Origin of the sequence: Priestia aryabhattai B8W22, assembly GCF_000956595.1 — a bacterium.
Classification (GTDB): domain Bacteria; phylum Bacillota; class Bacilli; order Bacillales; family Bacillaceae_H; genus Priestia; species Priestia aryabhattai.
On record NZ_JYOO01000019.1, the window covers coordinates 86,215 to 99,675 of the forward strand.

At 38.7% G+C, this 13,461-nt stretch carries 16 protein-coding genes; 8 read left to right on the forward strand and 8 right to left on the reverse strand.

What is annotated here, in order from left to right:
- Window positions 1–222 precede the first annotated feature (222 nt).
- Both N178_RS15885 and N178_RS15890 read right to left on the reverse strand, forming a co-directional pair.
- Entirely contained in the window at window positions 223–1,866 is a 1,644-nt protein-coding gene (locus N178_RS15885) for an APC family permease (protein ID WP_045293400.1), read from the reverse strand.
- Between the two features lie 382 nt (window positions 1,867–2,248).
- The gene (locus tag N178_RS15890; protein ID WP_045293401.1) at window positions 2,249–2,806 is read right to left on the reverse strand and encodes a thioredoxin family protein; all 558 of its coding nucleotides are present in this window, start codon (window positions 2,804–2,806) and stop codon (window positions 2,249–2,251) included.
- A gap of 351 nt (window positions 2,807–3,157) precedes the next feature.
- Between N178_RS15890 and N178_RS27850 the strand changes: the two genes are divergently transcribed.
- The 3 genes from N178_RS27850 to N178_RS15900 all read left to right on the forward strand — a co-directional run bounded on the left by N178_RS27850 (window position 3,158) and on the right by N178_RS15900 (window position 5,493).
- Window positions 3,158–3,289, forward strand: coding sequence for a hypothetical protein (locus tag N178_RS27850; RefSeq protein WP_013057845.1), 132 nt, complete (start codon window positions 3,158–3,160; stop codon window positions 3,287–3,289).
- Between the two features lie 343 nt (window positions 3,290–3,632).
- Window positions 3,633–4,766 (forward strand): processed acidic surface protein, encoded by a 1,134-nt coding sequence (locus N178_RS15895; protein WP_045293402.1) that lies wholly within the window; start codon window positions 3,633–3,635, stop codon window positions 4,764–4,766.
- A 1-nt stretch (window position 4,767) separates the two neighbouring features.
- Entirely contained in the window at window positions 4,768–5,493 is a 726-nt protein-coding gene (locus N178_RS15900) for a class D sortase (protein WP_045293403.1), read from the forward strand.
- Between the two features lie 29 nt (window positions 5,494–5,522).
- Here the strand turns inward: N178_RS15900 and N178_RS15905 are convergent, their stop codons facing one another.
- Complete coding sequence (locus N178_RS15905) at window positions 5,523–6,314, reverse strand: sulfite exporter TauE/SafE family protein (RefSeq protein WP_045293404.1); 792 nt, start codon at window positions 6,312–6,314, stop codon at window positions 5,523–5,525.
- A gap of 312 nt (window positions 6,315–6,626) precedes the next feature.
- Here N178_RS15905 and N178_RS15910 point away from each other — a divergent pair, with 312 nt between their 5' ends.
- Window positions 6,627–7,196 carry a GNAT family N-acetyltransferase gene (locus N178_RS15910; RefSeq protein WP_013083913.1) on the forward strand — a complete coding sequence of 190 codons (570 nt, stop codon included), beginning with the start codon at window positions 6,627–6,629 and terminating at the stop codon, window positions 7,194–7,196.
- 127 nt (window positions 7,197–7,323) lie between these two features.
- On the opposite strand, the gene N178_RS27310 is transcribed toward N178_RS15910, so the two are convergent.
- Both N178_RS27310 and N178_RS15915 read right to left on the reverse strand, forming a co-directional pair.
- Window positions 7,324–7,461, reverse strand: a complete 138-nt coding sequence (locus N178_RS27310; protein WP_193377160.1) for a hypothetical protein — start codon at window positions 7,459–7,461, stop codon at window positions 7,324–7,326.
- Between the two features lie 126 nt (window positions 7,462–7,587).
- On the reverse strand, window positions 7,588–8,412 hold the full coding sequence (locus tag N178_RS15915) for a 5'-nucleotidase, lipoprotein e(P4) family (RefSeq protein ID WP_045293405.1): 825 nt from the start codon (window positions 8,410–8,412) through the stop codon (window positions 7,588–7,590).
- 417 nt (window positions 8,413–8,829) lie between these two features.
- Between N178_RS15915 and N178_RS15920 the strand changes: the two genes are divergently transcribed.
- A complete protein-coding gene (locus N178_RS15920; RefSeq protein WP_045293406.1) occupies window positions 8,830–9,462 on the forward strand; it encodes a YitT family protein in 633 nt (210 codons plus the stop codon).
- A gap of 39 nt (window positions 9,463–9,501) precedes the next feature.
- Here the strand turns inward: N178_RS15920 and N178_RS15925 are convergent, their stop codons facing one another.
- Window positions 9,502–10,500: an NADP-dependent oxidoreductase gene (locus N178_RS15925; RefSeq protein ID WP_045293408.1), complete on the reverse strand. Its 999-nt coding sequence runs from the start codon at window positions 10,498–10,500 to the stop codon at window positions 9,502–9,504.
- A gap of 128 nt (window positions 10,501–10,628) precedes the next feature.
- Between N178_RS15925 and N178_RS15930 the strand changes: the two genes are divergently transcribed.
- Together N178_RS15930 and N178_RS15935 are read left to right on the forward strand one after the other, a co-directional pair.
- Window positions 10,629–10,856 (forward strand): hypothetical protein, encoded by a 228-nt coding sequence (locus N178_RS15930; RefSeq protein ID WP_045293410.1) that lies wholly within the window; start codon window positions 10,629–10,631, stop codon window positions 10,854–10,856.
- Between the two features lie 242 nt (window positions 10,857–11,098).
- Window positions 11,099–11,557 carry a GyrI-like domain-containing protein gene (locus tag N178_RS15935; protein ID WP_045293412.1) on the forward strand — a complete coding sequence of 153 codons (459 nt, stop codon included), beginning with the start codon at window positions 11,099–11,101 and terminating at the stop codon, window positions 11,555–11,557.
- 28 nt (window positions 11,558–11,585) lie between these two features.
- Here the strand turns inward: N178_RS15935 and N178_RS15940 are convergent, their stop codons facing one another.
- Complete coding sequence (locus N178_RS15940) at window positions 11,586–12,059, reverse strand: hypothetical protein (protein WP_045293414.1); 474 nt, start codon at window positions 12,057–12,059, stop codon at window positions 11,586–11,588.
- A gap of 98 nt (window positions 12,060–12,157) precedes the next feature.
- Entirely contained in the window at window positions 12,158–12,283 is a 126-nt protein-coding gene (locus tag N178_RS27855; protein ID WP_256972392.1) for a hypothetical protein, read from the reverse strand.
- Between the two features lie 299 nt (window positions 12,284–12,582).
- Here N178_RS27855 and N178_RS15945 point away from each other — a divergent pair.
- Window positions 12,583–13,461: YitT family protein (locus N178_RS15945; RefSeq protein WP_045293415.1), on the forward strand; the 879-nt coding region annotated here is incomplete at its 3' end.

Genomic DNA, 13,461 nt, shown 5'->3' on the forward strand with positions numbered 1-13,461 from the left:
ATGAGCCTCCTCGTCGCTTGCGCTTCTGCGGGGTCTCACCTATTCCGCTTTTCCCGCAGGAGTCTTCACCTTGCCCTCCAATTAACTGCTAGAACCAACTATACACATAAAATCTATATTCAACATAACAACAAAAAAACACGAACTACCAATCAAAAAATAATTAATAGTTCGCATTTGACTTCAACTGAAATACTTTTGTCCCAGCCTCATTTTTACTACTTATTTAATTTGTTTTTCTATAACTTGCTCTTTAGCTGAGGCAGTCTGTGCTTCCACTGCTTTCATTTCATTATTAACATCGATTGCTTCTTTTAAATACTCCGTTTTGTATCCACTTTTAAGTGCCCAAGCATAAAAGAAAAGTGCCACAATTGCAATAAGACCCATATCCCAGCCGTATTTAATAATATTGAGTCCACCGAATTTTTCACTTCCTATCCAGGAGATTGTCATCATACATAATAAGTAGACAATCATCCAAACGCCGGCTCGGAAGTTTTGACCAAAGCCTTTCCATTTTGATTTTGCTTGGTAGTAAAAATAAATTGGCAGTCCTATTAAAATAATAAATAATACCTGTCCAGTTAACGGCCATCTTGCCCAGTAAAGAGTAAGTGAAGCAAAAATGAAGCCAAGAGGCGCTATTACGTTTAACCCTTTTATACGTAAAGGTCTATAAAGCTCGGTCCCCGTTTTTCTTAACGTCATAGCCGTGATAGGACCGGTAAGATAGGAAATTAACGTAGCTACAGAAATAATTTCGGCTAAGATTCCCCAGCCTCTAAATAAAAATAAAAAGATGAATGAGACAAATAGATTAAAAAACATGGCTTGACGAGGAACGCCGTAAAGCGGATGAACTCGTCCCAGTATATTCGGCAAATATTTATTTTTTTCCATACCATAAATCATGCGTGACGTGGTAGCTGTATACGTAATCCCCGTTCCTGATGGCGATACAAAAGCATCGGCATATAAAACAATAACAAGCCAGTTAATATTTAACGCAATCGCTAAATCAGCAAACGGCGAATTAAAGTTAAGATGACTCCATCCTTTTACGATTTCTGAAGGATTTACCGCTCCGATAAACGCAATTTGAAGCAATACATAGATCACGGTTGCAATTAAAATGGAGCCTACTACCGCAATCGGAATAGAGCGACCCGGATTTTTCGCTTCTCCCGCCATGTTAATAGGGCTTTGAAAACCGTTAAAAGCAAACACAATCCCAGACGTAGCAACAGCTGTCAAAACGCTTGCCCATCCATTTGGAGCAACGCCTCCTGCAGAGGAAAAGTTTCCTCCGTGAAACCCTGCGAATAAAAGAGCACCAATTGTAAGCCCTGGAATCACAATTTTAAAAACGGTAATAAGTGAATTAGCTTTCGAAAATAAGCCTACGGTCCAATAATTTAAAAGAAAATAAATAATTAATAGTCCTGTTGCAATAGCCAAGCCTTTTCCAGTAAGAATCCCGTTTTCTACTAAACTGCCTGTCCATTTCGCCCACTCCCACGGCCATGAACTCATATACTGAACAGAGGCAACGGCTTCAACAGGAATAACCGATACGATGGCAATCCAGTTTGCCCAAGCCGCAATAAAGCCAAGAAATGAGCCGTGCGAGTATTGCGTATACTTAACCATACCGCCTGCTTCTGGAAACATCGATCCTAGTTCACTGTAAGAAAGAGCTATAAATAAAATAACAACCATTCCAATAATCCAAGAAGCAATTGCTGCAGGGCCTGCAATTTGAGCAGCTCTCCATGCCCCAAACAGCCATCCTGATCCAATAATAGATCCAAGGCCGACCATCATGAGAGAAAACGTTCCCATTTTTCTATGTAAGTTATTCATGTATCTAACACCTTTCTTCTATATATTCTGAGAAGTGCGTTATTAAGCGCTTTCATTAAATTTAAAAAATAAAATTCATTTTGAACTCTAAAAATGCTGCTTAAAAGGACTAACCAAAAGCTTTTACATTCATTCACGCGTCCCCCTTCTTCATTTATTATTTGTTATTATATCATCCTCAAGTTAAAAAGTACGCGTTTTGAATAAAAAATATTTTTATTTTTAGAATTTTGTGCTTTTTACCAATTAAAAGTACGCGTTATGAACACTAACATTCATAAAAGCAGCCTTTCCATTAAAGTGGTATACAAACGATTTTGCTGCAATAACCAGAAAAAAAGCAAGATAAAATGAATCGCTCATTTTACCTTGCTTTTTTAAATTATTTTACAACAGCTAACACCGTTTCTTTAAAGCTGTTATAAACATACGACCAAAGAGCCGGTTCTTCTTTATATCTTGTTCGTAACGCAGAAAAGACTTCTTTTTGTTTTTCTTCAAACGTAGGATCTTCTTTTGAAGGAAGCGTGGCACGAAGCTCATCGACAATTTGCTGAACTTCAGGAGCACGAGGACCCCATTTCCCTAGTAAATTCCCTTCATTATTAAAAATTAAAATAATCGGAATGGCACGGCCGCCGTTTGTTAAGTGACGATCAATTAATTCGGTGTCCGCATCACGCAGTGCAACGCGCACATCGATACCGGCAGCTTCAGCTACTTTACGAATGATTGGGTTAATCATCATCGCATCTCCGCACCAATCTTCAGTAATCGCTAAGAAGTGAAGATTGTGGGCCTTTAATTTGTCAGCCAGTCCATCTTGTGGAAGCTGAAATTGTTCATAAACAGCTAAACTTTCCTCTTTTAATGTACTCATGTCGCTCATATATGTTTGAATTGATTTTCCTTCTTCAAAATACTGTTGTTCTGTTTTCATAAAGATCCCTCTTTCTTTTTTGTATACGAATAGATGAGATATAAAATCTCGTTTTCCTCTTTTCTATACGCACTACTAGTATAGCTTTTAAGCACAATGAATCAAAATATAAAAGTCTTCGTCCTCATTTTGATCATGTTTTTTTATCCTGCGACGGGATTCACAAAACGTCAATTTAAAAACAGCACATTGAGATGTTATAAAAAAAGAGAATCGGGTACATGTACACTATCAATGTAACAAATTTTAAATCTTTGTGAATATTTGAGAATGTTTATTGTGTAACCGTCATCTTTTTATTATGATAATGATATGTTAGCTACTTGACTATATATGGAGGATGAGGCAAATATGAATCAATCCCCGCATGAAAAGCGAAAAAAACGCAAACAGTTTGTAGAACGTTTAAGACTAAAAGGAATTAAAATAGAGCTGACAAAACCGCGCTCTCACTTTTCTTCACTATCCTTACTAAAATCATAACTCGTAGCCATCTTTTTCTAAAGCGGAACGGTATCGAATTTCAACTATCTATGCTAATGCTTACATATCATTTCAAAAAGAACAGCTTCTAAGTGCTGTTCTTTTTTGATGTTTTTTTATATTTCTGTCTCTGTCAAAAAAGTATAAACCTTTTTCTTTATTTTCCCCTTCTTTCTATCCAGGGCTTTCCGCTCCCTTTCATACGATATTCTCAATATATATAGTTCTATAAATACCTTAAATTACCACTATATTCAAGGTATATATAATATAAGTATATATTGTAAATTTATAACTCTTACTATATAATCTTGTAGAAAACGTAAAAAAAAGGAGAAAATTGATGAAAAAACTGGGGACAATTTTATTATCATTTCTGCTGTTTGTTGGCGTATTTCCAACGTCTTCATTCGCAGCCGCGTCAACATTTGACGCAGATTTCAACAAGTATTTAAAATCGGTAAGCCAAACGCGAGGCTTTGAAGTAACCAAAGACGACGTTGAATATTCACTTTCACTGTATGACGATAGTCTTGAAAACTACGATACAATCGCAGATTTAGAAGATTTTTTAGGTGAACCGATTGCAGCTGACTTACATAACGTGCAAGATTTGTATGCAGATTTTGACTTAGACAAAACAAGCTTAAATGCGTTATTAAAAGAAAACGGCCAAAGCTTAGACGATTATGTGTACCTAGATGATTTATACGATGATGTCGGCTTCTATGTAGAAGGCGATGACTGGTATGAAGATGATGAGTCGTATGACGAAGAAGACACTTCTTACGATGATGAATTAAGCGAAGAAGATTTAAGCGGCTTACTATCATTTATGCAGTCTGAATTAGGCTTAACTTCAGAAGAGTTAAATCGAATTGAAGCACATTTTACATCGTTAGAAGATGAGCTTTCAAATGAAGCAACGCTTAACCGCTTAGATCAATTAGGCGAGCGCTTAGCGGCATTCGAAGATTTTGATACAGCAACAGAATTATCTGCTGATCAAATCGCTGAACTAATGTCTATTTATAAAGAAATGCTATCAATCTTCCATTTAGACGCTAAATTTTCACTTGTACAAGGCGGAAATGAAAAACCGCTTTCTCTTACTGATTTAATCAACTTAGAAGAATTAAAAAATGCAAGTCTAAAAATTTCTCTTTATACGACAGACGGTAAATTTTTAGCAGACATGGTGATCACAGGCGATATGTTCAATTCTGATATCATCACAGATACAGGAAAAGAAGTAGAAAAATCTGCTGAAGCTGTAGCAAAACCAGCTCAAGCGCAAAAACCAGCAGTAGAAAAGAAACAAGAACCGGTGAAGCAACAAACGAACGGCGCTGTACAAAAAACCGTTAAAGGCGGAAAACTTCCGGAAACGGCTTCTAATTATGTAACCAATACATTAATTGGATTAGTGCTTGTAGCAGCTGGCTTTGTTCTTTTCCGCAAAGTGAGACGCGCATAAAATGGAACCAAGAAAAACAAGAAGAACAATCAATCGTAAAAAGCGGTTGATTGTTCTTTCCCTTTTAACCGCCGTCATTTGCTTTGGTCTTTGGTTTACGACCACAAACGCCTATAAATTTGCAAGAGGCTATTTGGCATTTAAAACAATGGATACAGAAGAACCAGCCGCAGCTTCAGTTTCTAAAAGCAAGGACTCATCAACAGCAGACTCTTCTGCTGAAGCTTCTTCTGCTGAACCAAAAAAAGCGGTACACTCTCGTCTTGCTAGCTCAGAAAAAAAGCCGAAAGTGTCAAATGTGTCTTATCCGAAACAGCCAAAAATCGGTGATTTAATGGGAGAACTATATATTCCTAAATTAAACGCTAAGCTGCCAATTTATCACGGTACGAACGAAGATGAATTAGAAAAAGGCGTCGGTCATTTTGCGGGAAGCGTGCTGCCTGGTCAAAACGACAACTCTGTTCTATCAGGACATCGCGATACGGTTTTTCGTAAGCTTGGCGACGTGGGTGAAGGTGATTCGCTTGTGGTAAGTACGGCAGCAGGCACCTTCACATACAAAGTAAACAAAGTACGAATTGTTGATGCGGATGACCGGACCGTTATTGTGCCGAAGCCTAGAGCCACTTTAACCGTCAGCACATGTTATCCATTTAACTACGTTGGTTCAGCACCTGAACGCTATATTTTAGTCGCTCACCTTGTTTCATCAACAACAAAATAAAAAAGCTGCTCTTAAAAAGGCAGCTTTTTTTAATGAATAGATTTCATTAGTAAATCAAACCATATTTTCAGCGAAGTCGCCGTAATAACGACCGCTAAGATAACTTGCAGCGACGCTACCTTCGTCTTTTGCCCGACAAAAGCGCCGATTGGAGCTGCTAGTAAGCTTGCTCCAATAATCATAAGCGCCGGAAGCAAAAGGACTTGATGGGTCATTACTTTACCGAAGGTTGTTCCCATAGACGAAACAAAGGTCACGGCTAATGAGCTTGCAATCGTTACGCGCACAGGAATTTTTAACACGGTAATCATAATAGGAACAAGTAAAAATGCGCCTCCTGCTCCGACAATCCCACCGCAAATTCCAACTAAAAACGCCAGAGCTGCCGCCAAAGGTTTTGAAAACGTCACTTCGAATGAATCGGCCGCTGGATTATTTTTTTTGGGCATAAACATTAATCCTGCAGCAATTGTTGCCATCACGCCGTAAATGAAATTGATCATTCCTTCTGAAAACGAGTTTGATAGCGTTGAACCAATGAGACTGCCAACTAAGACGCTGATACCCATATATAAAATTAACGGTTTATTCAAATAGCCGCCCTTTTTGTAAGCAAGAGCTCCTGAAACGGAGGCAAACAGCGACTGTACGGCTCCTATACCAGCTACTTCGTGCGCGCTGAATATTCCCACTCCTACAAGAGGCGGAACAAATAGCAATAGCGGGTACAAAACAACTGATCCTCCAATTCCAAGCATACCTGCTAAAAATGACCCGAAAAACCCGAGTGCAAATACCGTTATTAATAGTTGTACATCCATGTTTTTACCACCTGCTTTTATCAATCCAATATCATGTTTGTTATGAAGTATGTATAAATACAACGGCTTTTCTCTTCTTCCATTGTATCACTGTATACGCTTCTTTTCTGTAAAAATATTGATAAAAGTGCTTTCAATTATTAATTTTTTTAATCATTAAAATCCTATCGACTTTATGCGTTATTTGCTTTTAGCTCAAACTTCCTCGTTCTCCTCTCTGCTACTTGTGGTAGAATAAAGAAAAACTAGATGTTAGAACTGCCTACACGCTACGCTTATCTCAGCAGGCCCATCATCACAGGAGGCTTTCGTATGTTTGAATACAAAATTGATGACGAAGTTAGTTTGCATTTAATTGAATCAACTGACGCTTTCCCATTGCTTTCTCTTATTAACGAGTCAAGACCTTACCTAAAAGAATGGCTCCCATGGGTAGATAGCATGCAAAGCATTGCTGACTACGACGAACTCATCCCTGAATGGAGAGCTCAATACTATAATAATCAAGGCTTCCAGGCCATCATTCGCTACTACGGAGAAATCGCCGGGATGATTGGTTTTCACGGAATTAATTGGGGAAACAAAAGTACAAGTCTCGGCTATTGGATTGGCCATGATTTTCAAGGAAAAGGCATTATGACAAGAGCCGTACACGGATGCCTAAACTATGCATTTAATACGTTAAACCTTCATCGAGTGGAAATACGCTGCGGCGTTAATAATGAAAAAAGCAAAGCCATCCCTACACGCCTAGGCTTTACAGAAGAAGGCATTTGCAGAGAAGGTGAATATCTATATGACCACTACCACGACCTTGTGATTTATGGCATGTTAAAACACGAGTGGAAGCAAGCTCCTTACGCTCCGTGGCTTCTTTCTTAAAAAGCAGGATCATTTGGACAAGCTATCGTTTGAACAGGCTATATTGGAAAAATTAAAAAGAGGTTGAAGACATAACGAAATGAATCCAGCCTAAAGGCGAACAAATGAGATACATGAACTGAACCGCTTACGACACCGCAGTTGATTTCCGTGCAAGGCTTCGCTTTCCGCGGGCGGCCGCTGAGCCTCCTCGTCGCTTGCGCTTCTGCGGGGTCTCACCTGTTCCGCTTTTCCCGCAGGAGTCTTCACCTTGCCCTCCAATCACCTGCTAGAAGGAAGAAGACAGATGAAACTATATTCACGATAACAAAAAAAACGAACGGTTGATCACATGCTGATCAATCGTTCGTTTTTCACTTGGGTTAAAATCCTTTTGTTCCAGCTTCTTTTTTTATTTAAAATACTGAAGCTGTTCGCGGCGAAGCTTATCTTTTTGTTTGTCTGAAATCGAGTAGTCATAGTTATAAATAGCTCCTTCCCAATCTCCATACATTGGATTTGGAAATACGATTAGCTTTTGGCCAAACGCTTCTTTTTGCTCTTCTACAAGTTGATTTCGATCAGTAATAGATTTTTTATCAAAGCCGCTAAAATCAGATAAGTTATCACCGAACAGCAGGACTACATTATGATTCGTTGCTACTTTTTGACGGCGCGTTTCTTTTCCTTCATCTTTTGGACCCGTCAACAGCACGTGGTCTTTGGTTGCTTGAGGAATATGTAAATTCTTTAGGTTTTTAATTGTTGCCTCAAGCTGAGAAGTTGTACGGCCTGAAATATAGTAAATATCTACGCCTTTTTGATCCGCATACGTCAAGAAATCAACAGCACCTGGCACTGCTTTCGCTTTTGCTGCTTGCACCCACTCATCCCACTTATAAGGAAATCCTTTGCCGGTTTTGATGGCTGATGCTTGAAATGGGCTATTATCAAGCACGGTTTCATCTAAATCCAAAATAATGGCAGGCTTTTTATCGGTGCTTTTTGCAAGCGCCTCATCTAAACGAAGCTTTCCTGTATTATAGCCTTGGTAATACAAAGCTTTCATTTCGCCGGATGTTTGGTACCAAGCATCCGCCATGATCTGCTGATCAGCTAGGTTTTGAACGGGTTCTTTTTTCTCAGCAGACACTTCTTTTTCCCGCTGAGGGGCACATGCTGTAAGTGAAAAAGCAAGCAAAGCCACCCCTGTCAACGCTGATAATTTCTTATTCATTTCGCATCCACATCCATCTCTACATATTCTCACTCTAATAATGTTATATATTACCTTAAATACACAAAAAATCAATATAAAGACGAATAATATTTTAAATATAAAGTTAAATAGTTCGTTTCAACTAATGTTTTCTCCCTTTTTTTAACCATTATCCAAATATTTGTTTATACATTTTCCAAAATCCGCTTTTCTCATTCTTTCTTTGTAATCTTTTTTTAGAAACATATTGGTTTATCACTTATTTGCTTCAAAGGAACTTAATAAATCTGAATTATCTAACTTTTAATCTTGTGTTAGATTCTCTCACAAAAGTGCTTTTTTTTGAAAAGATATATAGTAAAATAGATTTTGTGAATTAAAAGACGGTGTTTTCTATCGAAAGTATTGTATAAATATACAAAAGGGGATGGAGATATGAATCACGTAAAACAATGGGGATGGATTACCTTTGGCTGCTTATGCGTTGCCATCGGAATTCAATTTTTAACCGCTTCTAACCTCGTTATTGGCGGAACGGCAGGACTTGGAATCGTGCTGCAGCATTTAACTGGTATTTCATTTGGGGTATTGTTCTTTATTATCAATTTACCATTTTATTTTATGGCTCTTACACAAATTGGACTGCAGTTTACGGTAAAAAGCTTCATCAGCGTTAGCCTGATGTCAGTGATGTCCGATTTATTAGCTGCCAACTTTTCATTTGCGCTTCCGCATCCGCTTGTAGCCGCGGTTTTGGGCGGCATTATCGTCGGCATTGGACTAATCTTTTTGTTTCGCCACGGCTCTTCTCTTGGCGGCATCAACATGCTATGCGTGTTTCTTGATAAGAGATTTGGCATTAATCCAGGTAAAACAATGCTTTTGACAGATGTGCTGATTGTAGGCTCTGCAACAGTGGTATTCGGCGTAGTTCAAGTTCTTTATTCGTTAATCGGCATCTTCATCATGACAGGACTGCTTGGACGCTATCACAAACGCTCGCCAATCGAACGAACTGGTGAACATATCGAAGAAGAAGCTAAACACCAAACGGCTTCAACGATGTAAAAAAACCGTGCGGAAATAATCCCGCACGGTTTTTTACGCTTATTCTGCTACTTTTACAAGCTGTTTTCCTAAGTTTGCTCCTTCAAATAAACCAAGGAACGCTTCAGGTACATTTTCAAAACCTTCTACAACGTTTTCGCTGTACTTGATTTTTCCTTGCTGCACCCATTCGCCTAACTGCTTAATGCCTTCAGGGAATTTGTCAGCATAGTCAGCTACAATAAACCCTTTCATTAGCGCACTGTTAATTAATAAAGGTGTTTGAACACGTGGTCCCACATCTTGTTTTTCTAAGTTATACAGTGAAATTTGGCCGCAAAGCGGAATGCGCGCAAATTTATTTAATAAGCTAACAACTGCATCTGAAATCTCTCCGCCGACGTTTTCAAAGTAAACATCAACGCCATTAGGACACGCTTCTTCTAACTCTTCTTTCACATTTCCTTTTTTATAATTAATCACTTCATCAAATCCGAGCTCATCTTTTAAATAAGCAATTTTATCTTCAGAACCTGCGATGCCGACAACACGTGCGCCTTTAATTTTAGCGATTTGACCAACAACAGATCCAACAGCACCTGCTGCACCGGAAACGACGACTGTTTCGCCTTCTTTTGGCTGACCGATTTCAAGCAGTCCAAAGTAAGCTGTGAGACCAGGCATACCAAGAACGCCGATAGCCGTTGTAATTGGCGCTAGCTCTGGATCAACTTTCTGTAAGTTTTTTGCTTCTGCCGCTGAATAGCGTTTCCAAGGAAGCATACCCGTCACGATATCGCCTTCTTTGAAGCGATCTGATTTTGATTCCGTTACGCGTGCTACAATGCCGCCTGCAAGCGGTGCGTTTAGCTCAAATGGAGGAACATATGATTTTGTATCGTTCATGCGTCCTCTCATATACGGATCAACAGAAAGGTAAAGTGTTTGAACAAGTACCTCGCCTTCTTTTGCTGTAGGCATTTCAATTTTTTCGTATTTAAACGTATCTTTTGTTGGCATTCCCTTTGGGCGTTCTGCTAATAAAATTTGTTCATTCATCGATATCGCTCCTTTTTAGTTCTCTGTTTTTTGTAAAATGTGCTAAACTTACCTTTGTTATTTTAAATTATATATTGTGCACAACACAAAAAATATGATTGTGCAATAACACCGAAGGAGAAAAAGACATGGAGCTAATTCGCTGTAAAGAAGATGTTGTTAAAAAACTAAACGAGTTTGTTGAAGTAAATCCCCCCGTTATTTTATTTAAAAAAGGCAATATGTATCCGATTAAAATGGATATCAACTACAACTGGATTGCCACGGACGAACAAGGTCATGAGCATATTGTCGCTTCAAACACAAAGAATGTGCAGGACGACTACTGGTTTAGCTACCATTTTGACTTATATTAAGGAGTTTCCCGGATTTACTCTTCATAAACGTTATATAAATAAAGTGTTGCATTAGTAAAAACAGCGTACGAATTCCCGCGCTGTTTTTATGTAACAATTAAAGTATCTCAAGCATGCGTTTGAAGGTTTGCTCATGTTCCATTTTCTGCATCGATATCTACTTAAGATTATGTTACAATCACGGTAAAGTAATTTATGATTGATAGAATAAAAGCTTGAGCTTGAAAAATTCGAGGTGGATTATGCAAGGTAAAGTTGTATATAAAGAAGGATTTTCAGTGATAGGCATAGCAAAAAACGGAGAGTATCAAAAAGAAAATCTTTTGAAGCAAATACTTAAAGAAAAAGAAATGATTACTTCTTCAAAAGAACCTCATATGATTACAGGCATTTGCATGGCTCCGAAAAGAGAAAATTATTTTTATATTGCAGGTACAGAAGTGGCTGATACGGCTTGTATTCCAAACGGTATGAGCGTTCATACGTTTCCTTCGTTTACATACCTGCAGTTTAAACACAGAGGTCCCATTACATCGCTTGGGTCGACGTATAACAGCATCTGGAATGAATGGCTGCCGAACTCTCCTTACAGCATGATTGAAGGTCCTGCTCTTGAAATTGTAAATACAGCTATACACAGCAATTTATATAGTGATACATATGAAATGGATATTTATATTCCCATAAAGCTTGGACAATAAAAAAGGTGAACTTACGTTCACCTTTTTCCTATTTTTGCAGCTGTTTATATAAATGATAAAGAGTAAAAACGCACTCTGGATGACGCTCTTTATGGTTAAAAAAGCCATGCGGAAACATGAGTGAAAGATTCCCTTTTTCAATTCCGGTCACATACTTGTTTTCCATAAGCGGATATTCTTTCACAACCCAGCGCGCTTCGTCAATAGTAGACGTAACCACTTCACCAAAGTATACGCCCATACACTCTTCGAATTCTTCTTTTGTCATTAAAAAATAGTCAAAGCGATTGCCGTCTTCTAAATCATAGTAAAGCAGCTCTAATATTTTTAAACTTTCGTCTGTAAAATCAACAACAAATTCATCTACCGCTTTGCTTATTTCATGAATGTGATTCATGCACCGTTCGCGCACTTGATGATAGTAATAGCTAGCTTCAAACTGATGTTCACACGTTACTAGCGATTCGCCGTATGATGCTGTTAGATCATGATGCTTGCTCATGCTGACACCTCCACGCTAAGCTTATGGAGCAAGTATAACATTAACCAAGCAGCTACCGAGCAGTTTCCATTAACAACCTATCCGTGGTAATATCAGGCTTACTTTTTGCTCATTATTCTGCCGTACACAAATCCTCCGCTAACAAGAAGAATACCGCTAATTAATACGCTGCTTAAAAAGATTTGCGAATGCATCAAGTGATTATACATCATCCACATGCTCATTTCGTCATCTCCTTTTGGCCTTTTTTAACTAGTATCCCCGATTTTCTTAACGCACATGCCGGCATTTTCATCATTTTTTCATCAAACCTCTATATAGTGAAAATTGTGAAGCCAACCTTTTTTCATCGTTTTACTCCTTAAAAAGCCTGCTTATGACTCTAAAGCAGGCTTTTTTTATATGGTGAAACAAGTAATTAAGCCGTCTATCCCCACTAATTGTGCATAGTAAGGTATAATTAAAGATAGTTTCACTTTTCTAAAGTGAGAAATACATATGAGACATCAAAGGAGACATGCAAATGACAGAAATCGAAAAAGCGAAAATTCAGCACCGAAAGCTGTCCAAGGGACAGGTATTTGGAAGGGCCATCGCTATTGCGATTGGTGCCCTGCTCATGGCCACAGGACTTGAAATTTTTCTCGTTCCGAACCACGTTGTCGACGGAGGAATTACCGGTATTTCCATCATGCTTTCGCATATTACTGGCGTAAATCTAGGAATCTTTCTTTTTGTACTCAATCTTCCGTTTGTATTTATCGGGTACAAGCAAATGGGGAAAACATTTGCCCTTTCCACTATTTTTGGCATACTGGTTGTATCCATCTTAACTTCTATGTTTCACCATGTCCCCGCGTTTACCGCAGACGTTCTTCTTGCTACCGTTTTTGGAGGGATTATTCTCGGAATTGGAATAGGGCTCGTAATTCGCTACGGCGGAGCGCTTGACGGTACGGAGATACTTGCCATTTTAATCAGTAAAAAAATTCCGTTTTCTGTAGGAGAAATTGTGATGTTTTTCAATTTCTTCATTTTAGGAGCAGCGGGATTTGTGTTCACGTGGGACCGCGCCATGTATTCCATCCTTGCGTACATCATTGCGGCAAAAGCCATTGATACAGTGGTAGAAGGATTGGAAGAATCAAAATCAGCTTGGATTATTAGTGATCGTTCTGATGACATCGGCGATGCGATTAATGCGCGTCTAGGTCGAGGCGTTACCTATTTGCACGGTGAAGGTGCTTATACGGGCGATGATAAAAAAGTGATTTTCTGCATCATTACGCGCCTTGAAGAATCAAAGCTAAAAACTATTGTTGAAGATTTTGACCCTACTGCCTTTTTAGCCGTTGCAGATATTACCGAAGTCCGCGGCGGACGCTTTAAAAAACGAAACATT

Coding starts and splice junctions, on each gene's coding strand:
- N178_RS15920 (WP_045293406.1), top strand. CDS start 8,830: ATGAATCACGTAAAACAATGGGGATGGATTACCTTTGGCTGCTTATGC.
- N178_RS15915 (WP_045293405.1), bottom strand. CDS start 8,412: ATGAATAAGAAATTATCAGCGTTGACAGGGGTGGCTTTGCTTGCTTTT.
- N178_RS15890 (WP_045293401.1), bottom strand. CDS start 2,806: ATGAAAACAGAACAACAGTATTTTGAAGAAGGAAAATCAATTCAAACA.
- N178_RS15940 (WP_045293414.1), bottom strand. CDS start 12,059: ATGAGCAAGCATCATGATCTAACAGCATCATACGGCGAATCGCTAGTA.
- N178_RS15895 (WP_045293402.1), top strand. CDS start 3,633: ATGAAAAAACTGGGGACAATTTTATTATCATTTCTGCTGTTTGTTGGC.
- N178_RS15900 (WP_045293403.1), top strand. CDS start 4,768: ATGGAACCAAGAAAAACAAGAAGAACAATCAATCGTAAAAAGCGGTTG.
- N178_RS15885 (WP_045293400.1), bottom strand. CDS start 1,866: ATGAATAACTTACATAGAAAAATGGGAACGTTTTCTCTCATGATGGTC.
- N178_RS27855 (WP_256972392.1), bottom strand. CDS start 12,283: ATGAGCATGTGGATGATGTATAATCACTTGATGCATTCGCAAATCTTT.
- N178_RS15910 (WP_013083913.1), top strand. CDS start 6,627: ATGTTTGAATACAAAATTGATGACGAAGTTAGTTTGCATTTAATTGAA.
- N178_RS15925 (WP_045293408.1), bottom strand. CDS start 10,500: ATGAATGAACAAATTTTATTAGCAGAACGCCCAAAGGGAATGCCAACA.
- N178_RS15905 (WP_045293404.1), bottom strand. CDS start 6,314: ATGGATGTACAACTATTAATAACGGTATTTGCACTCGGGTTTTTCGGG.
- N178_RS27850 (WP_013057845.1), top strand. CDS start 3,158: ATGAATCAATCCCCGCATGAAAAGCGAAAAAAACGCAAACAGTTTGTA.
- N178_RS15935 (WP_045293412.1), top strand. CDS start 11,099: ATGCAAGGTAAAGTTGTATATAAAGAAGGATTTTCAGTGATAGGCATA.
- N178_RS15930 (WP_045293410.1), top strand. CDS start 10,629: ATGGAGCTAATTCGCTGTAAAGAAGATGTTGTTAAAAAACTAAACGAG.